We start from the raw sequence: 21,059 nt of genomic DNA, 5'->3' as shown, positions 1-21,059 counted from the left end.
CGAAGTCAGTAACATATACATACGGCAAGGCGAAGCTGACGTGGTTTGAAGAGATTTTCGAAGAGTATTAGAATTATAAAAAACGCATAATATCAGATGTAGAAAATTTGATATTATGCGTTTTATCATGAAAAGATTTTCTAAATCATCTCCTCAAATTGATTTTTTCACAGTCTAAAATAATTGATAGATAAACTATGAATTGGAGTTATTCTGACTCCTTACGAAAGCTAAATAATCCAGCAGTTAGAGTTAACATTCCAAATAGGGTAGCGAGAATTGAGTGATTTTCTCCAGTATTTGGCAAAGTCTTAGCTACTTGTTTCGAAATAGTTTCAGTCTTAGTTGCTAACGACTCAGCTTGAGTTTTTGTACTACTTGCGTCATTTCCTTTTTGTTCAGTATTACTACTATTTACAACTGGAACAGGAGTTGTACTACCTCCGTTATCACGGCTTGCGGCAACTTTGAAAGTCATAGCATAGATACTAAAGTGATTGGTTTCAAAAGTAACCTTATCTGTATCTTGTTTGAACTTCAATGCCTGTAAAGTACCATCTGGAGCAACATAGTAAACATTTTCAACTGGCTTATCGGCAGAAAGACTTACTAGAACCATGCCATTTGGCTGGATAGCTTTACCATTCGCGTCATATAGATGAATGTCAAAGGCCTTGTAGTCTTTTGATTCAAGTGAAGTCGGCTTGGTTTCTTCTACCTTGATATAGCTGACATTTTTGAGTGTTGCTTCTGAACCATGCACTTGAACGCTTCCAGCTTTGTTCGAAAGAACACGAGTATTGTTTGGGATGGCTGGATTAAGCGTAGGCGTTACGGGAGTTGTCGGTGTTATTGGAGCAACTGGATTCACAGGTTGTTCAGTTGGTTTCTCTGGCTTAGCAGGTTGTGGTTGATCTGGAACAGCTGGTGCAACTGGTTTTGGTGTGTCAGGAACTACAGGTTTCTCACTTGGCTTCTCAGTTGGTTCCACTGGCTTAGCAGGTTGTGGTTGATCAACTGGAACAGTAGGAACACTTGGTTGCTTGTCTGGCTTAGGTTGTTCACTTGGCTTAACTTCAGGTTTTACTTGCTCAGCTGGTTTTTCAGCAGGGTTCTTAAACAAGAAAACGTAAGTATCGTAGGTTTCACCAAATAGATTGTATGAATGAGTTTTAGTTTTCTCATCATAGCGATTTGTTTCTTCACTTGGGAATCCTGGATAATAGAGTTCTTCCAGTTTTCTATCCTTAGTTAATGTATAAACCTGAATATCTTCTTTCTTCTCTTTTGATTTGATAGTTAAAGAGATGCCACCACCTTGGAGAGTTCGATTTGTTCCGTAAGTTGGATTTCCATTTTTATTAGGAACTTCATAGAAGATTGTATAAGCTTCGTAGTTCATTCCTTCCAACTCTGGAACTTTTACTCGAACAAGAGCAGGTTTAAACCTACTGTCCATATCTCCAAATCCGCTACCTTTAAATTTTATCTCTTTACCGTTTTCGAACATCGGATTATTGAAATTCGAATTAAAAGTATTTACTTTTATATGAGATCCTGCATGAAGCAAGTCTGGTTCAGCTGTCCACCAACCGTAAGAGGTTTTTTCTACATTTTCAGCAGGAAGTGGAGCAGCAAGGTCGTTTGTTGTTAGAGTAGGGCGACCTGTTCCGTTATTAAACCAACGTTTTGGCTGGTTGGTTCTATAAGGAACCTTTGGCAATCCAGCATTTTCAGCTGGTTCCACTGGTTTAGTAGGCTGTGGTTGCTCTGCAGGCTTAACCTCTGGTTGAGGGTTTTCTGCTGGTTTTGGAGATGGAACGGGTGTTTCAGCTGGTTTATTTTCAACCGGCTTGTTCTCAGCTGGTTTCGGCTGCACAGTTGGTTCAACTGTCTCCGCTGGTTTCGAAATTTCAGCAGGTTTTTCCGTTTCCGCTGGTTGCGGATCTTTCGGTTTTTCTTCTACTGGTTTATTTTTAGTGTAAACAAAATAGTAGCGAAAAAGATTATCTCCTTTACCATTTTTGTAGCCAGAACCACGCAAAGCATAAGCTGCATCATAACTGACTCTGACAACTTTTGGATCCGGGTCGATATCTGGATGGTCTACAGTTGATTTTACGACGTGGCTAAAAGTGTAGCCAGGAATTTTTTCTGCTGTTAGTATTCCATCTGCGCTATCTTTGTCATGTACGTTCCATGTAGAGCTAACTTCTGCTTGTTTTGGACTATCAATTCTTGATTCAGTAGTGTATCCATGTTTTTGGACAAGATCAGCATCTAAGAAATCTGCTTGGATTTCATATTTTCGAACGCTTATATCTGAGAATGCTGGCACTGCTCCAGGAGGTGCTCCTGGGATTGGTTTATGGAGCAGTTCATCTATATCAACTCCGTCAGCAGCCCAAAGCTCCTTGTTAGCCTCAGCTATCAGTTTATTGTACTCTTCTTGAGTCTTAGCTGCTCCTTTCTTATAGGCTAAATCCTCTGCTACCATCTTCTTCATCTCTTCAGAATCTGTTATAGGTTGTTCTGGCTCAGGTGTTATGATTGGCAGGCCTGGCTCAGGTAGCTGATTGGTTGGATCGACGTTGTATTTTTTCTCGATCTCAGCATTTTTCTTGTCCTCTGCGATAGCCTCATCTGTTCCGTTTGCGAGAATGTTGCCCTCGGTCGAAGGTTTTTCGACAGGCGCGGGCTCTTCTACCGGCTTTTCAGCAGGTTTTGAAACTTCTTTGCCTGGCTTTGGCTTAGCGATTGGGTCGAGCATACTGAAATCAACCCAGCTACCATTAGGTTTTGGTGCAGGTGTTGGTTGAGCAACATTAGGTTTAGCAGCAACATTTGGCTGCGGCGCAACGTTTTCCTCGGCACGCACCAAAGTTGGCACGGCAGCACTAAGAGTTACAGCAGAGAAAGTGACAATACCTAGTTTAGTTAGTTTATTCATAATTTTTCCTCCTTGGGAATGTAAAATTGCCTTTTTAGGCTTATAAAATAACAAAATCAACTTCCTTTCAAGACCACAAAAGCAAAATTTTGAGCCAACTCATTCTCTAAACATTTAATGTTCTTGATAGAAGCCTTAAATGAACCTTTATCCATTAACTGAACAATACAGCTATTACACTATTACATATCTTAATAATTTTTCAATTTTTTGTTACCATAAGCTCGCTAACTACTTTAGAGATAGGGAACTAAGTGTATCGCGTAACGACCGTTAAACGATACACAAAAAATACCAGTCTAATACAGGTTAAAAACACTGTTAAACTCGTATTTTTTAAATATTCATATTGTTGTTTTGACTGTTTCATCAAACGGTCGTTAATCGAAACAAATTTACAGCTTCATTCTACCATTTTTCCCTATTTTTAGCAATGATTTTCCGTTTTTTTTTGACGATTGTTCGCCACTTTATTGCGTTCTAACACTTTATATAGGGTTGATGTAGAAATTTGTTCAGCTTTTGCAATATTACGTATGCTTATATTTGAATGTAGATATTTGTTAAGTATCCGCTCCTCCTTTTCTTTTGAAATCCGTTTTGCTCCTAATCTAACACCATTTTCCTTAGCTTTTCGAAGTCCTTCTTTTGTGCGAAACCTCAGATTTTCCAGCTCATTTTCTGCCACAAAGCCTAAAATAACGCAAAGTAACCTGCCAATAAGAGAGTCTGTTTCTAGTTTTTCATGCAAACTGACTAGCTGAATATGATATTCATTAAATTGTTCAATAAGTTCTAGTAGCTTAAACATAGATCGAGTCAGTCTATCTAACTTATAGATAGTGAAAGTAACCTGCTTGCCATCTTTCGAAAAGTCAGAGGCCAGTTTTAAGGCTTTTGTAAGTTCAGGACGAGTGTTATTTGCACCAGATTCCTTTTCTATAAAAAGTTTATCGCAATGTTTGAGAGCTTCGATTTGCACTTTCAATCCTAGGTCTTGCTTATGAGTAGATACACGGGCGTAGCCTATGTTGATAGTCTTTTGAGACATAAAAATCCTCCTGTTATCTTGATACAGAGGGATATTTTACTATGAATTTTAAAATAAGAAAAGACTTCAATTTCATAATCCCTATGAACTACACCCCAAAAGCTAGATTATTCTATCTAACTTTTTAGGGTGTACATAGATAGGGAAGGTGTAATTATAGGAGTTTTACTTGTCTCTTTGTATTACCAAATAATCACGCGCTCTTCTGGTGAACGCCACATACCGTCTCCTTCTTTGACATCATAGGTTGTAAAGAAATCATCGAAGTTTGGCACTTGTACATTGACACGAAGTTTGGCTGGCGCGTGCACATCGACACTAGCCAAAAGTTTCATAAATTCTGGACGACCTTTCATGCGCCAGATGCGACCGAAGTTGTAGAAGAACTCTTCTGCTGAGAAGTCTGCTTCTCTCTTAGCTGCTTCAAGCGCTGCTGCGATTCCTCCCAAGTCAGCCACGTTTTCTGACACAGTCAATTTACCGTTAATGGTTGCTCCATAAGAATCCTGTCCATCAAATTGGTCAATAACTTTTTGTGTTTTCTCCTTGAAGGCAGCATAGTCGCTCTCTGTCCACCAATCCTTGAGGCTACCATTTTCATCAAAGGAAGCTCCGTTGGTATCAAAGGCGTGGGAAATTTCATGGGCAATAACCGCCCCGATACCCCCGTAGTTAGCAGAAGATGACTGATGCAAGTCATAGAAAGGAGCTTGTAAAATGGCCGCGGGGAAGACAATTAGGTTCTTCTGTGGATTGTAGTAAGCATTGACCATATGAGCAGGCATGCCCCATTCTTTGTAGTCTACAGGTTGGTTCCACTTGCTCCAACTGTGCTTGATTTCCACACGCGCAAAAGCTAGAGCATTGTCAAAAAGACTAGCCGTTTCATCCACTACCTTGTCCTTATAGCGTTCTGGCAATTCTTCTGGGTAACCGATGTAAGGCTTGATAACATTGAGTTTGACGATGGCCTTGTCACGAGTTTCGGGAGTCAGCCAGTCATTTTTAGCCAAGCGTTCCTTATAGACATCAATCATAGTTGCTACTTTTTTCTCTACGTCTGCCTTAGCTTCTGGAGAGAATTTTTCATGGGCATACCAAAGACCTAAGGCTTGTTTGAAAGGACCTTGGGCTAGTTGATAAGCTGCCTTGACCTTGTCTTTAGCTTGTGGAATTCCTGAAAGCGCACGGCTATAGGCACCTGACAAGACACGGATTTCTTCTGTTAAATAGCTGGTTGAGAGATTCACAACACTTAAAATTAAGGTTGCCTTGAGGAGAGGCCAAGCCTCTTCACTATAGAATTGGTCTGCTGCTTGCCAGAAACGTTCTTCGTCTACAATAACCTTGTCTGGTACTTGTCCAAGAACAGCTTGGAAAAAGTCATCCAAAGGTAGGGCAGGCGCAAATTTCTTGAAATCTTCGTAAGAATATGGATGGTAAAGCTTGGCATATTCTGAACCTTCTTCATTAGAGAGCACCACTGCCGCAACTCGGCGGTCCAATTCAAGTCTTTTTTCTAGCAAGTCTTCAATTTCTTCATCAGAGAAATCATAAGCCTTGAGGAGATTTGCGCTGCTTTCTTTCCAAAGAGTCAAGAGCTCTTCGCGCTGAGGATGCTCTTCTGCATAGTAGGTCGTATCTGGCAAGATTGTGCTTGGAGCGCTAGCCCATAGAACATTGATTCTAGCATCCATAAAGTCTGGCGATACACCAAAAGGAAGGAAGTTTGGTTTTCCTGCAAGCTCAAACTCTGCTAGTTTAGCTGTAAAATCCGCAAAAGTCTCCAATTCTTGGAATTCTTTAAGGAGTGGTAAGACAGGTGTGATACCGTCAGCTTCTCTCTTGTCAAAATCACGAACTAGGCGGTGGTATTTGACAAAGTTTGCCAAGATAGCATCCTCAGGCACCTCTTCTCCTGCCAACCACTTGTCTGTTGTCGCCAGCATCAGGTCTTCAATTTCCTGGTCTAAATCAACAAAACCTCCCGTTTGAGATTTATCTGCTGGGATTTCAGCTGTCTGTTGCCATTCTCCATTGATAGCATCATAAAAATCATCTTGATAACGTGTCATCTTGTTCTCGCTTTCATTTGTATTTGTATTTGTTTTTATCTTAACAAAAATCACTAGGGAATGCAATTAAAAATGAACTTTCCTTTTCTATCATTTTTCAGTTATTATTTCAATTTTTTAAAAATTCACAAAAAAATTAATTGTCTGAAAAATGAATTGACAAAAAATATATAAAATGATAAAATTCTATCTATCTCATAGCTTTGCTACTTGAAATTTAAATATTAGGAGGTAGATTTTATGCTTAAGCAAAAACGTGTTCATTCTGTAAGTATTACAGGAATCGCAGTAGAAGGATAGTAATACTTTCTTCACCGAGGCTGGTAACTAGACTTTCTCTAGTTACCTTTTCTTTTAATTGATATAAGGAGATATAATGGATCTACTAAAAGCTCGTCCAAAACTAAAAAAGGCTTACCCAGTAGTATATAAAGACGGATCGGTCTATATAGGTGGGGTTGGAGAAATTACAGAATATGAAGACCCTAGCGGAGCTATTGAATACATGCTCAAAAAAATGGATGGAATTAATACCGTCGAAAAAATCATAAGAGAAGTTTCAGAAACCTACAGTGAACTATCACCATCTGATGTAATGGAAGCTATTGATGAAATCAGTAAAGAACGATTTATCGAGGATTTAAATCTTACTGGTTCTAAAATATTATCCAAGTATGAATTAGAACGTTATCACAGAAACATCAACTTTTTTTCATCTTACGCAACTTTAAGTGAAAATAAATATATTTCTCAAAAAAAATTAATTGATTCAAAAATTGGAATTATTGGATTAGGCGGATTAGGCTCTCACATTATATATGACTTAGCTGGCTTAGGTATAGGAGAAATAAAAGCTGTTGAATTTGATGTCGTTGATATATCTAATTTAAATAGACAAATTTTATATAACTTTGATGATATAGGAAAGAGTAAAGCAAGTATAGCAAAACAACGCATCTATGAATTTAATCCTCAAATAAAATTTACTGTTGATGAAAAGAAAATCAATTCATCTGAAGATGTTGTTGAATCATTCCGAGGATTCGACTGCTTAATACTAGTTGCGGATAGACCTAAAATCAAACTAGCAAGATGGGTAAATGAAGCTATAGTAAAGCTGAATATTCCTTTATTTTGTGCAGGTTTAGAAGCGCAATGAGCCCTGCAATATACTATTATCCCCAAAATATCTGGATGCATAGATTGTTGGAGAAATACTATCCAAAAAGAACACCCTATTTCTCACCTAATCCTTGAAGAAAGAACTCGTTTAAATTTAGTTGGTGACAATACTGCCATAGCTCCTCTAGTATCTGTAGCAACTGGTATCATTTGTTCAGAAGTTACAAAATATATCACTGGTATCGGTGAATTAACTACTGTAGGCCAATTAAAATCTATAGATATGAATACAATGACTACAAAAATAGCCGAGCATTGGCATATAGATCCCAATTGTATAACCTGTCGTGGAGGTAATATTATTGAATAGAAATTACAAAATATTGTGGCTAACATTTCTTGTATCCAACTTTGGTGATTGGCTAAGAAAATTAGCTCTACCTTTGCTAGTATTTGAGAAAACAGGATCTCCATTTCATATGGCTACTCTATACGGTATTTCATTTTTACCATGGATTTTATTTTCTCTAGTAGGAGGTATATTAGCAGATAAATTCAAAAAAGTATATATCATCTCAATATGTCATTTAATCTCATTAATCATTCTAAGTTTGCTAATAATATCTTTTAAAAATGATAATATACTCTTACTCTTAATTTATATTTTAACCTTCCTGCTCTCTTCTACAGAGCCATTAGTCCACCCAGCATTTCAAAGCTTGTTACCACAGATTGTGACAGACAATCAGCTATCAAAAGCCAATTCAGGAATCCAACTTATTGACAATACATTAAATCTTATTGGTCCTATGATTAGTGGATCTGTTCTATTACTTATTAATCCAGCTAAAGTTTTATGGGTCAATGCTCTTACCTTTTTAATTGCCAGCCTATTAATTCTCTTCATAAAAACTCCAGAAAATACACTAGTAAATATCTCTAAAAAAGAGAGTCTTTCTAAAACAATATCTATTGGTTTGCACTATGTAAAAAATGATAAAATCATCCTAAGTGGAGCTATTCTTTTTTTTGGAACAAACTTTGCCATTCATATATTTCAGGCCAACTTAGTTTACTATATTACAGATGTTCTAGGCTATACCTCCTTTCACTATGGATTAATACTCTCAATAGCTGGTGTAGGAGCTATATTAGGTGCTATTCTTGCCCCTGAATTAATTAAAAAGTTTAGATATGGAAAAATCCTCTCCATCAGTACAATGCTAGCTGGTCTATCTACTATGTTGCTATCAATTAACACAAACTATATATATATGGGAGTATTTTTAGGTTTGAGTAATATGTTTGGCAATATCAATGCCATTACATATTTTACGTTACGACAAAAAGTTGTCAAAAAAGAAATGTTGGGACGTGTTGTTAGTATTACTAGAATGATCTCATTTGCTTCTATCCCCTTAGGAGCATACCTTGGAGGGATACTTGTTTCACATAACTTAACTATCATAAGTATTCTAATATTAGCAGGTACTATAAGATTTCTTGCAGGGGGATTTAGTTACTTTAGTCCATTAACCAAAAGTAAAAACTATTGATGTTTAAAGTGTGATATACTTATTCAAAATAATTCATCAAAGAATCGCTCATACTCAACAAAAATCAAAGGGTAAACTAAGGGGTTATCCATGGATAGATTAAAACACTTTTTGAAGTACAGATAGTAAATCTAATTAAAGAATCTTTAAAATCATAAAAACGCATAATATCAGGTGTATAAACCTTGAGATTATGCGTTTTATTAGACCTCCTACTAAATATATAGCAAAATAGAGTTAGTTGGAGCTGGAGTAGTACAATGCTGCTTCTAAGGCATTTTTATAATTTACTTTGAATTTCTAACAATGTTTTAAAAAACTCGGTGGACTATTCCAAATTCAATCCACTATATATTGATTCCCTTGTGTGATGTGTAAAGATTTTTTAATGACTTATTTTAATTTTTTCAAAAATTAACTTGACTTAATTTTTTTTTTAAGGTATATTAAGAGTAAGGAGGAATACAAGTTTATGATACGTATCGAAAACCTCAGTGTCTCCTACAAAGAAACGTTGGCACTTAAGGATATTTCACTAGTGCTCCAAGGACCAACAATTATCGGAATCATTGGTCCAAACGGCGCTGGAAAATCAACATTATTAAAAGGTATGCTGGGAATTATCCCACATCAAGGTCAGGCATTTCTCGATGACAAGGAAGTTAAAAAATCCTTACACCGAATTGCCTATGTCGAACAAAAAATCAATATCGACTACAACTTTCCCATCAAGGTCAAGGAATGTGTCTCGCTAGGACTATTTCCTTCTATTCCTCTCTTTCGCAGTTTAAATGCTAAACATTGGAAAAAAGTAGAGGAAGCCCTTGAAATCGTCGGCCTAGCTGACTACGCTGAACGTCAAATCAGTCAACTGTCTGGAGGTCAATTCCAGCGGGTCTTGATTGCCAGATGTTTGGTGCAGGAAGCCGATTATATCCTCTTGGATGAACCCTTTGTTGGGATTGACTCTGTCAGTGAGGAAATCATCATGAATACGCTGAGAGATTTGAAAAAAGCTGGTAAGACGGTTCTCATCGTTCACCACGACCTCAGCAAGGTTTCCCACTACTTCGATCAAGTCTTACTTGTCAATCGAGAAGTGATCGCCTTTGGTCCAACCAAAGAAACCTTTACCGAAGCCAATCTCAAAGAAGCTTACGGTAATCGACTCTTTTTCAATGGAGGTGACCTATGATTGCAGAATTTATCGATGGATTGCAAAAATTCCATTTCCTACAAAATGCCTTGATAACAGCTATTGTCGTCGGGGTCGTAGCTGGAGCTGTGGGATGTTTCATCATTCTACGTGGGATGTCACTCATGGGAGATGCTATTTCACATGCTGTCTTACCAGGTGTAGCCCTCTCCTTCATCTTGGGCCTTGACTTCTTTATCGGAGCCATTGTCTTTGGATTGCTAGCTGCCATCATCATTACCTACATCAAGGGGAACTCGATTATCAAAAGCGATACCGCCATCGGCATTACCTTTTCTTCTTTCTTAGCCCTCGGTATCATCTTGATTAGTGTCGCTAAAAGTTCAACTGACCTTTTCCATATCCTTTTTGGTAATATTCTAGCCGTCCAAGATACGGATATGTTTATCACTATGGGCGTAGGGGCGGTCATTCTCTTGTTAATCTGGATTTTCTTCAAGCAACTCTTGATAACTTCCTTTGATGAACTTCTGGCTAAAGCCATGGGAATGCCTGTCAATTTCTATCACTACCTCCTCATGATACTCCTGACTCTCGTGTCTGTGACAGCCATGCAAAGTGTTGGAACTATCCTGATTGTAGCCATGCTGATTACCCCAGCTGCAACTGCTTATCTGTATGCTAATAGCCTGAAAAGTATGATTTTCCTTTCCTCAACCTTTGGAGCTACTGCTTCAGTTTTGGGACTCTTTATCGGTTATAGCTTTAACGTTGCGGCAGGTTCTAGTATCGTGCTCACAGCTGCTAGTTTCTTTCTCATTAGCTTCTTTATCGCTCCAAAACAACGATATTTGAAACTAAAAAATAAACATTTGTTAAAATAAGGGGCAAAACCCCAATAAATTGGAGGATCTAATGAAAAAATTAGGTACATTACTCGTTCTCTTTCTTTCCGTCATCGCTCTTGTAGCATGTACTAGTGGAAAAAAAGATGCAGCTTCTGGTCAAAAACTAAAAGTTGTTGCTACAAACTCAATCATCGCTGATATTACTAAAAATATTGCTGGTGATAAGATTGATCTTCACAGTATCGTTCCTGTTGGTCAAGACCCACACGAATACGAACCACTTCCTGAAGACGTTAAGAAAACTTCTGAGGCTGACCTCATTTTCTATAACGGTATCAACCTTGAAACAGGTGGCAATGCTTGGTTTACAAAATTGGTAGAAAATGCTAAGAAAACTGAAAACAAAGACTACTTTGCAGTCAGCGAAGGCGTTGATGTTATCTACCTTGAAGGCCAAAACGAAAAAGGTAAAGAAGACCCACACGCTTGGCTTAACCTTGAAAACGGTATGATTTTTGCTAAAAACATCGCAAAACAATTGAGCGCTAAAGACCCTAGCAACAAGGAATTCTACGAAAAAAATCTCAAAGAATATACTGATAAGCTAGACAAACTTGACAAGGAAGCTAAGGAGAAATTTAACAACATCCCTGCTGAGAAAAAACTCATTGTAACCAGCGAAGGATGCTTCAAATACTTCTCTAAAGCCTACGGTGTCCCAAGTGCCTACATCTGGGAAATCAATACTGAAGAAGAAGGAACTCCTGAACAAATCAAGACCTTGGTTGAAAAACTTCGCCAAACAAAAGTTCCATCACTCTTTGTAGAATCTAGTGTGGATGACCGTCCAATGAAAACTGTTTCTCAAGACACAAACATCCCAATCTACGCACAAATCTTTACTGACTCTATCGCAGAACAAGGTAAAGAAGGCGACAGCTACTACAACATGATGAAATACAACCTTGACAAGATTGCTGAAGGATTGGCAAAATAATCTAGATATTAGTTTATCTATTACTAGGTTCTTGTCTCTCTTTACATTACTTCTAATACTAGCTTTGTTAGTTCTATCTCTAGCTACAAAACAGCGTTTATAAGAATAAAGATTTCTTAAATCAGTACGAACGAAGTGAGTTTTTACCAGATATTTCTCACTGTAGTGGTATCCTAGATAAGAACTTTGATCTTATCTAGGACGGAATTTTTGAGCCCTAGGGCTCAAAAATTAGGGATGAAGTTCCGAAGGAAGTTGCTCCCGTCCGCACTACCTTCGAGAAATATCAAATAGATAAAAAATCTGAAAAACGTCATTCTCACATGAGCTGGCGTTTTTTCTATGCCCACATTTCCGGTCAAATCATTGGAAAATTCCGACTGTTTCAGCTAAAATGGAAGAAAAAAGATTGGAGTATCTTATGGTAACTTTTCTCGGAAATCCTGTGAGCTTTACAGGTAAACAACTACAAGTCGGCGACAAGGCGCTTGATTTTTCTCTCACTACAACAGACCTTTCTAAAAAATCTCTGGCTGATTTTGATGGCAAGAAAAAAGTCTTGAGTGTCGTGCCTTCTATCGATACAGGCATCTGCTCAACTCAAACGCGTCGCTTTAATGAAGAACTGGCTGGACTGGACAATACGGTTGTCTTGACTGTTTCCATGGACCTGCCTTTTGCTCAGAAACGTTGGTGCGGTGCTGAAGGCATTGAAAATGCCATCATGCTTTCAGACTATTTCGACCATTCTTTTGGACGTGATTATGCCCTCTTAATCAATGAGTGGCACCTATTGGCACGCGCAGTCTTTGTCCTCGATACTGACAACACTATTCGCTATGTTGAATACGTGGACAATATCAACTCTGAGCCAAACTTCGAAGCCGCAATTGCAGCTGCCAAAGCCCTATAGAAAAAATCCTCTGTCACAAAGAGTTCTCTTTGAAACGGAGGATTTTTGAATATTAGTAAGTAGAAGTTCAATCAGCTAAAAATAACTACCTTACTCTACAGATTTCAGAGCTTCTAACATATCAACCTTTCTCAGATGATAATTGACAAAGAAACCAAGTAAGGTCAAAATGATGCTTACTGCTGCCACTGGGATTACATATACTTCCCAGCCTACCTGTGGATAAAAGAGAATAGTCGCAGGCGAAATCATTTGAATCAAAAATTGGTGTAAATAGAAACCAGCTACCAGACCAAGTACGATTCCAACAAGGGACAGCACAATCGTCTCACGATAAATGTAGAGGGTGACTTCATTATTATGAAAGCCGAGAACCTTGATAGTGGAGAGTTCACGGATTCTCTCAGCCACATTGATATTGGTCAGATTGTAGAGGATAACAATAGCCAATAGAACCGACACGATGACCAAGATAGTCATGGTCTGATTGAGTGAGCTAGCAACGGAGTCAAAGAGGCGAATGGCTGAAGCATTCTGGACGACGCTGGACACCGCAGCTTGATTCATAAGTAAGCCGGCCTGTCTTTCGATACTAGTAGCACTGGTATCCCTTAACGAGACCAAATAAGTGTTGGATTGGGGTAACTGTCCGTAAGTTTGCTCATAGTCAGTCTGACTCATATAAATAAAATGACCAACGTAGTTCTCAGCAATGGCAGCGACCTTTAGCTCCTTACCTTCAATTTCTAGGTTCTCCCCAACCTTGACACCTGCCAGCTGGGCGAGTTTAGCTGTAATAACGACGCCATCTTTTAATATCAGCTCCTGCTGATGATGTTGCAGATGGATAAAGGGCGTCAAATCTTCCTTATCTGTCATCATAAGGGTAATAGTCTGAAGACCTGCCTTACCTTTGAAATCCTTGTCTAGCGTTTTAGAATAGATTTTTTGGTAAGCATGGATATCTTGCCCTTTCAACACTTCTTCCAACTCTGCCTTGTCTTGATTGGTCGCACTAGGATTTTCAGAGACAATCATTTGATACTGTTGGATTTGTTGAAACTGTCTAGACGGAACTCCTGCTACAGAGGATTGAATTCCCAAACCTGCAAAAAGCAGAGCGACTGAACCTGCCACACCAAAGATCGTCATCAACATCCGCTGTTTATAACGGAAGATATTACGGGCTGTTACCTTATGGGTAAAACTGAGACGACGCCAGATAAAACCGATGCGCTCCAGTAAGATTTTAGCTCCTTTGACAGGTGGTTTAGGCAGTAGAAGCTGGGCTGCTTCGGCATGAAGTTCCCTCCAAGCCACCAGATAGGCTGGTAACACACTCGCCAACCAACTCAAGACAAGAGCTAGTAAGCTATAGATCCAATAGAACTGAATCTGGGTTTCTCCCACCACCATGCCTTTTGTAATGACACTTGAAATTACACTGGCTAGCAAATAATGACCAAGTATACTACCTAGAGCCGTTCCGACAGTCCCAGCTACTAGTCCATAAAGGAGAAACTTGGTGATAATATCCTTACTGCGATAGCCCAAGGCCTTAAAAATCCCTGCATGAGTTCGCTCTTCATCCACAAAACGAGTCATAGTTGTAAAGGTCACCATAGCTGCTACGGCATAAAGAACCACAGGAAAGATATTGCCCACTGCTCGAATACTGGATGAAGCATTGCTATACATGAGATAGCCCTGACCACCTGGCATGTTCTGACGATTATATACTTGATACTTGGGCTCCGCCAAGTCATCCAAGACTTGCTGATGTTTTTCTAAGTGTTCCTTTTCTTGGGCTAGATTTTGTTCGGCCTGCTTTAGTCTATCCTCTTCCTTGCTCAATTCCTGCTTGGCTTGGGTAAATTGAGCACTAGCCTGGTCTCTTTGAGCTTGAGGAAGCAAGGCTAGTTGACTTTCCTGAGTCTGTAAACGAGCTTGAGCAGCTGCTAAACGACGCTTACCTTCCTGCAAATTAGTCTCAGCCTTATTAAGGGTCTCTTGCCCCTTATCGAGAGACTCTTGTCCTTCTTTTTTCAAGAGTTGCAGACGTGCCTTACCATTATCTGACAAAGCTTGTTCAAGGTCTTCCTGATGTTGCTTGGATTTTTCTTCATAAGCTGCTGAAAAAGCATTTAAACCTGACAAATCTTGATATTTTAAGCGTGCTATATTGTAAACTTTCTGATCAAACTGACTAGGTAAAATGACCCCATAGGCTGTCAGAGTCCCACTTCCACTTCCTGCGTAGCCCATATCTCGCTGGGAGAGGATTTCAGCCGAATCCACAAAACCAGTAATGGTATAAGTATGGTCTTTTAAAGAGGAATGACCCTCTTCTTTTTCTTTAAAACTAATCTCCTGGCCCACACTATATTGACTCTGCAGATGACTGGCCAAAGCGATTTCCTTGTCTGACTGAGGAAGTCGTCCCTCTCTTAGCTGAAAGGTTGAAATTCGCTCTGGTTTGGAGTACAGCCGAATGGCATCCTGCCCATTTTCCATAGTCACATCTGTCAAATAGCCAAACTCAACCTCTGCGCCCTCTATCTGTTCTAGTTCTTCTTGATCTGTTTGATCCAAACCATAATTAGACATAACTGCCAAATCCAAGGTTTGAGCAGTTGTTAAATAAGCATTAGCTGTCGCCTCCATATTGGGACTAGTCACTTTGAGACCGACTAAGGCTAGAGATCCCAACATCATCAGGATCAAGATGGATAAAAAACGCCCCTTGGAGCCTGTGAAGGACTGAATTAAGTCCTTCCAATAAGTTTTTCGCTTGATCATGCTAGTACTCCAAACTGTCAATATCCTGAGGATGCTGGTTGAGCACCACATCCTTGACACTGGCATCGTGCATATGAATCACGCGATCAGCAATGGGCGCCAAAGCTCCATTGTGAGTCACGATAATCACCGTCGCTCCCTTTTGACGAGACATGTCTTGGAGAATCTTCAAGACTTGCTTGCCTGTCTGATAATCCAAGGCTCCAGTCGGTTCATCACAAAGGAGGATTTTAGGATTTTTGGCTACTGCGCGTGCAATGGAGACTCGCTGTTGCTCCCCTCCAGAAAGCTGGGCTGGAAAATTATTGAGACGATGAGCCAGACCTACATCTGTCAAAACCTGCTCAGGATCCAAAGCATCTGTCACGATTTCAGAAGCCAACTCCACATTTTCCTTAGCAGTCAAATTGGAAACTAGATTATAAAACTGAAAAACAAACCCCACATCATTTCTACGATAATTGGTTCTCTGGTGGGAACTATAATCTGCAATATTGGCACCATCAATCCAGATTCCCCCCTCATCATTGGTATCCATTCCCCCAAGAAGGTTAAGAACCGTTGACTTGCCTGCACCAGACGCACCTAGAATAATAACCAATTCACCCTTTTCAATTTCAAAATTCACATCGCGATTGGCCACAATCTCCGTGTCCCCAACCTGATAACGCTTGTAACAGTGTTTCATCTCAATATAAGCCATCAGTGCCACCCTCTCTTAAACAAATTACTTCCTACTATCATTATATCGCTTTTTCAAGCCATTGGAAACTGGGAACAAAAACAAAAAGCCTAGAAATCAATTCTAGACTTACATTTTTTTATTTTCCAAGGTAGTATTCAGAAACAACGTTCAATTTTTCGTCGAATTCGAATACCAATGGTGGGAAGTTAGGGATTTCCACGTCCATGATCTCGTCATCTGACAAACCTTTGATGTGTTTTACAAGGGCACGGATTGAGTTACCGTGAGCTCCTACGAATACGTTTTTACCATCTTTAAGAGCTGGAGCGATTTTATCTTCCCAGAAAGGAAGGGCACGTTCCAAAGTCACTTTCAAGTTTTCAGCATCTGGGATTACTGAGTCGTCAAGTGAAGCGTAACGACGGTCTGTGTGAGCTGAGTGCTCATCATCACGGTCCATGTTTGGAGGCAATACATCGTATGAACGACGCCAGATGTGAACTTGCTCATCACCAAATTGCTCAGCAGCTTCAGCTTTGTTTTTACCAGTCAAACCACCGTAGTGACGTTCGTTCAGGCGCCATGATTTTTCAACTGGAACCCACAATTGGTCAGAAGCTTCAAGAGCCAAGTTCGTTGTTTTGATAGCACGTTTCAATACTGAAGTGTAAGCTTGGTCAAATTCGATACCAGCTTCTTTGATCAATTTACCAGCGTCAATCGCTTGTTGTGTACCTTTTTCAGACAAATCAACATCAGCCCAACCAGTGAAAAGGTTAGCTTTGTTCCATTCAGACTCACCGTGGCGAGCAAAAACCAATTTTACCATTAGATGGATTCTCCTTCAAATTTTCCGAGGTTTCCCCTCGTTTATCTATTCTATTCTACACAATTTTTCACAAAAAAGCTAGTCAAAACCAAAAAGGAAAGGACTGTTTGGCAATCCTTTTCCTTCTTAGTATCATACAACAACCTTACTTCTCTTCAAATCCTTCTGCGACTGCGTCCGCAAAGTTTTCTTCTACGATGCTTGCACAGTGGTCACAGATGACTGCCTGGTAGCTGCGTTCTGCTGTTGTTGGGTCAATACGACGGCAACGGTCACAGACTTGGCCTGCAGCGCGTTCAACAGTGAAGGCGACATCTTCAAAGCTAAGGGCAGCTTCCGGAGCTGGTCCCTCTGCGATGATCAACTCAGACACGATCAAAAGTTGAGCTACATTGCTGTTTACTGCTTCGAGTAGAGTTTTCACAACTTCATTTGGATAAACTGTCAAGTGTGCTTCAAGTGATTTCCCGATAACTTTTGCATTACGAGCTTCTTCCAAGGCTTTTTGTGCTTGTCCACGGAAGTCCATGAAGGCTGCCCATGTATCCAAGATTTCTTCTTGATTAGCAAAAGTTTCCGCTTCTGGCAATTCTGACAATTGAACGAAGTCTTCTGCTTCAAACTCAAGGTATGACCAGATTTCTTCCGCAGTGTGAGGAAGGATTGGTGTCAAGAGTTTGGTGATTTTCACAAGAATGTCATAGAAAACAGTCTGCATTTGACGGCGTTCGAGTGATTTGGCACCTTCGATATAAACAACATCTTTGGCAAAATCAAGGTAGAAGGCTGATAAATCAACGTTGATAAAGTTCACCAAGGCCTTGTAGATTGTCAAGAATTCAAAGTCTGCATAGGCATCACGAATGGTCTTGACAAGCTGGTTAAAGCGAATCGTCATGTACTTATCAACTGAACGAAGCTCATCGTAAGCTACTGAATCTTGAGCTGGGTTAAAGTCAGATGTATTGGCAATCAAGAAACGAAGAGTGTTACGAATCTTACGGTAAGTTTCAGAGACTTGGCTCAAGATATCCATAGAGATACGTACGTCATTGCTTGAGTCAACACTTGTTACCCAGAGACGCAAGATTTCAGCACCGAATTGTTTTTCAACATCGCTTGGAGCAATGGTATTTCCAAGAGATTTAGACATCTTCTCACCTTTACCATCAAGGGCAAATCCTTGTGACAGAATTTGTTTGTAAGGTGCTACACCATGATTGGCAACAGATGTGATGAGTGATGAGTTGAACCAACCACGGTATTGGTCAGAACCTTCTAGGTAAAGATCTGCTGGGTAAGTCAACTCAGGACGGTTTACTACAACTCCATTCCATGATGAACCTGAGTCAAACCAAACGTCCATGATATCTGTTTCTTTTTTGAACTCACCATTTGGTGAACCTGGATGAGTAAATCCTTCTGGCAAGAGGTCCTTAGCATCACGTTCCCACCAAATGCTTGAACCATGTACTTCAAAGAGTTGAGCTACATGTTCAATCGTTTCAGCAGTCATGATCGCTGTACCATCTTCAGCGTAGAAGATAGGAAGTGGAACACCCCAAGCACGTTGACGAGAGATGACCCAGTCACCACGGTCACGAATCATATTGTAAAGACGGACTTTACCCCATTCTGAGTGGAATTTCACTTTTTCAATTTCATCCAAGATTTCTTGGCGGAATTTAGAAACTGAGGCAAACCATTGTGGTACTGCACGCCAGATGATTGGTTTCTTAGTACGCCAGTCAAATGGGTATGAGTGAGAGATTTCTTCTTGGGCAAGAAGGAGGTTACCAAGTTTCTCGATAACAGTTGGAACTACCTTTTCATAGAATTGACCTTCAAACTCAGGACCAGCATTCTTCATCATGATACCACGTTCGTCAACAGTCACTGCGACTTCAAGACCATTAGCAATACCAACATTGTAGTCGTCCTCACCAAAACCAGGGGCTGTATGGACAATACCAGTACCAGAGTCAGTAGTAACGTGATCACCAAGGATAACCAACTCATCTACAGCTGTATCCCATGGGTGTTCTGTTACGATGTGGTTGAGTTCTTGACCACGGTAAGTTGCCAAGACTTGAACATCAGCCCAACCAAATTTTTCAGACAAGCTAGTCAACAACTCTGCAGCAACGACAAACTTACGAGCTTCACCAGCAGGTTGAACCAAAACGTAATCAATATCTGCACCAACCGTCAAACCACGAGAAGCTGTGATGGTGAATGGAGTAGTTGTCCAAACAACGATGTAAGTATCTGTATCTAGAACACCTTTGCCATCTTTTACCTTGTTGGCATAGTAAAGGGAAGTTGAAACCAAATCATGGTATTCAATTTCCGCTTCGGCAAGGGCTGACTCAGATGACCATGACCAGTAAACTGGCTTGGCACCACGGTAGATATAACCCTTATTAGCCATCTCACCAAAGACACGGATTTGGGCTGCTTCATAGTCAGGAGTCAAGGTCACATATGGATTTTCCCAGTCACCAGAAACGCCCAAACGTTTAAAGTCTTCACGTTGTTTATCTACTTGAGAAAGAGCGTACTCACGGCAAAGTTTCAAGTACTCAACCAAGTCCATTTCTTTGCGTTTGACACCTTGTTTTGCCAAAACTTGCTCGATTGGCAGACCATGAGTATCCCAACCAGGAATAAATGGCGCGTAAAATCCTGACATAGATTTTGAGCGAACAATGATATCTTTTGAAATCTTGTTCATAGCGTGTCCAACGTGGATATTTCCGTTCGCGTATGGAGGGCCATCATGCAAGGTGAAATGAGGTTTTCCTTGGTTCAATTCTTGACGACGTTGGTAAAGTTTTGCATCTTCCCATTCCTTTTGCCAAACTGGCTCTTTGGTAGGAAGGCCTGCACGCATTGGGAAAGCTGTTTTCCCAAGATTAAGGGTATCTTTGAGTTTCATGGTATCTCCTTTATAAATAATCACAAATTAAAAACCACGACTGCCAAAAAGGACGAAAATCGTGGTACCACCTTTATTCGGAAAAAGATTTAGTCTTTCTCCCTCTTATCCCGTAACGTGGGGAACGTCAAATCCTACTAACTTCAGACTTGAGTTTTTGAGAGGATAATCTTATCAATAGGGATTACAGGACTCACACCATCTCCTGCTCGCTGGAAATATAAGGATAAGATATTGTTCTCAGAATATTTCTTATAAAATTGTAACGGATTCTTGCGGTGCTTCAAATCCTGGTGCTGAATCAAATGTTTCTGTAGCTGGTGTTGGAGCCGAAGGATGTACTGGAGCTACTTCTGGCTCTTCATACATTGGACCAACTGGATGAGCAGGCTCTTCTTCCATTTGAGGACTCACTACAGGAGTTGGATTTCCCACTTCCTGTTTAGCCTGAGCTTCAAATTCAGCCAATTCTTTATTGGCTGCCTCAATACGAGCTTGTAACTCTGCCATTTCTGCTTGAGAGAATTGACGTGTCATATCAATTGGTTCTTCCTCAATTGGAGCTGGAATCGGTTCTCCAAGTACTTCACTAACCACTTCTTTAAAGGCTTCATCACTGGTTTGAAGATAAGTAGCTGTTGGACGGAGAATATCTTCCCAATCTGAAGATTCAACAATAGCTAACTGACTCTCAATTGTAGATTTAAGACGTTGGTGGAAGACACGGCTCTTGTTCTTCAACTCTTCGGTTTCAACAGCAACTTTCTTAGCATTATCCGTTGCTTGACGAAGAATCTCATTTGCCTTATATTTAGCTTCTTCCAACAAGCGTTGCGCATCCTGCTCTGCTTGATGAATGATATTGTTTGAACGTTCATGTGCTGCTTGTTTCACTCGCTCAGCTGTGTCTTGGGCAATCAATACAGACTGGCTCAATGAATCTTTCATTTCGTCAAAGTAAGACAAACGCTCTTCTAAACTCTTAATACGCAAATCTTTATCATGATTCGCACGAACAAGATCTTCGTAATCACGAACCACAATATCTAAAAATTCATCGACTTCTTCTGGATCAAAGCCTCTGAATCGAGTTCCAAAGGTCTTGTCCTTTATTTCTAATGATGTAATTGGCATTCTATT

At 39.9% G+C, this 21,059-nt stretch carries 14 protein-coding genes; 6 read left to right on the top strand and 8 right to left on the bottom strand.

The genetic code is table 11. The features are described from left to right. Positions 1–208: 208 nt before the first annotated feature. From HT723_RS04020 to pepO, 3 genes are all read right to left on the bottom strand, one after another. A complete protein-coding gene (locus tag HT723_RS04020) occupies positions 209–2,950 on the bottom strand; it encodes an LPXTG cell wall anchor domain-containing protein (RefSeq protein ID WP_172934690.1) in 2,742 nt (913 codons plus the stop codon). Positions 2,951–3,377: 427 nt separating this feature from the next. Beyond that, positions 3,378–4,001, bottom strand: coding sequence for a recombinase family protein (locus HT723_RS04015; RefSeq protein WP_000078994.1), 624 nt, complete (start codon positions 3,999–4,001; stop codon positions 3,378–3,380). A gap of 182 nt (positions 4,002–4,183) precedes the next feature. Next, positions 4,184–6,076: an endopeptidase PepO gene (pepO, locus tag HT723_RS04010; protein ID WP_172934689.1), complete on the bottom strand. Its 1,893-nt coding sequence runs from the start codon at positions 6,074–6,076 to the stop codon at positions 4,184–4,186. A gap of 376 nt (positions 6,077–6,452) precedes the next feature. On the opposite strand from pepO, the gene HT723_RS04005 reads away from it, so the two are divergent. The 6 genes from HT723_RS04005 to tpx all read left to right on the top strand — a co-directional run bounded on the left by HT723_RS04005 (position 6,453) and on the right by tpx (position 12,668). Continuing rightward, the gene (locus HT723_RS04005; RefSeq protein WP_240154942.1) at positions 6,453–7,235 is read left to right on the top strand and encodes a ThiF family adenylyltransferase; all 783 of its coding nucleotides are present in this window, start codon (positions 6,453–6,455) and stop codon (positions 7,233–7,235) included. Between the two features lie 325 nt (positions 7,236–7,560). After that, positions 7,561–8,754: an MFS transporter gene (locus tag HT723_RS04000; RefSeq protein WP_172934688.1), complete on the top strand. Its 1,194-nt coding sequence runs from the start codon at positions 7,561–7,563 to the stop codon at positions 8,752–8,754. Between the two features lie 472 nt (positions 8,755–9,226). Continuing rightward, entirely contained in the window at positions 9,227–9,949 is a 723-nt protein-coding gene (locus HT723_RS03995) for a metal ABC transporter ATP-binding protein (protein WP_138706136.1), read from the top strand. Beyond that, on the top strand, positions 9,946–10,794 hold the full coding sequence (locus HT723_RS03990; protein ID WP_172934687.1) for a metal ABC transporter permease: 849 nt from the start codon (positions 9,946–9,948) through the stop codon (positions 10,792–10,794). Before HT723_RS03995 ends, HT723_RS03990 begins: the two co-directional genes overlap by 4 nt. 31 nt (positions 10,795–10,825) lie before the next feature. Further along, on the top strand, positions 10,826–11,755 hold the full coding sequence (gene psaA, locus HT723_RS03985; RefSeq protein ID WP_172934686.1) for a metal ABC transporter substrate-binding lipoprotein/adhesin PsaA: 930 nt from the start codon (positions 10,826–10,828) through the stop codon (positions 11,753–11,755). Positions 11,756–12,176: 421 nt separating this feature from the next. Then, positions 12,177–12,668 carry a thiol peroxidase gene (tpx, locus tag HT723_RS03980; protein ID WP_000256026.1) on the top strand — a complete coding sequence of 164 codons (492 nt, stop codon included), beginning with the start codon at positions 12,177–12,179 and terminating at the stop codon, positions 12,666–12,668. A 90-nt stretch (positions 12,669–12,758) separates the two neighbouring features. On the opposite strand, the gene HT723_RS03975 is transcribed toward tpx, so the two are convergent. The 5 genes from HT723_RS03975 to HT723_RS03955 form a co-directional block, all read right to left on the bottom strand. Further along, complete coding sequence (locus HT723_RS03975; protein ID WP_172934685.1) at positions 12,759–15,467, bottom strand: FtsX-like permease family protein; 2,709 nt, start codon at positions 15,465–15,467, stop codon at positions 12,759–12,761. A gap of 1 nt (position 15,468) precedes the next feature. Next, positions 15,469–16,170, bottom strand: a complete 702-nt coding sequence (locus tag HT723_RS03970; RefSeq protein ID WP_023940422.1) for an ABC transporter ATP-binding protein — start codon at positions 16,168–16,170, stop codon at positions 15,469–15,471. Between the two features lie 118 nt (positions 16,171–16,288). Continuing rightward, the gene (locus HT723_RS03965) at positions 16,289–16,981 is read right to left on the bottom strand and encodes a phosphoglycerate mutase (RefSeq protein WP_000240129.1); all 693 of its coding nucleotides are present in this window, start codon (positions 16,979–16,981) and stop codon (positions 16,289–16,291) included. A gap of 145 nt (positions 16,982–17,126) precedes the next feature. Next, a complete protein-coding gene (gene ileS, locus HT723_RS03960; protein ID WP_172934684.1) occupies positions 17,127–19,919 on the bottom strand; it encodes an isoleucine--tRNA ligase in 2,793 nt (930 codons plus the stop codon). A gap of 252 nt (positions 19,920–20,171) precedes the next feature. After that, entirely contained in the window at positions 20,172–21,053 is an 882-nt protein-coding gene (locus HT723_RS03955) for a DivIVA domain-containing protein (RefSeq protein ID WP_050098631.1), read from the bottom strand. Positions 21,054–21,059: the final 6 nt, after the last annotated feature.

The organism is Streptococcus sp. 2106 (assembly GCF_013277315.1).
Taxonomy (GTDB): domain Bacteria; phylum Bacillota; class Bacilli; order Lactobacillales; family Streptococcaceae; genus Streptococcus; species Streptococcus pseudopneumoniae.
Note: the sequence above shows the minus strand (reverse complement) of the source record. Positions and strands in the feature narration are given on the sequence as shown.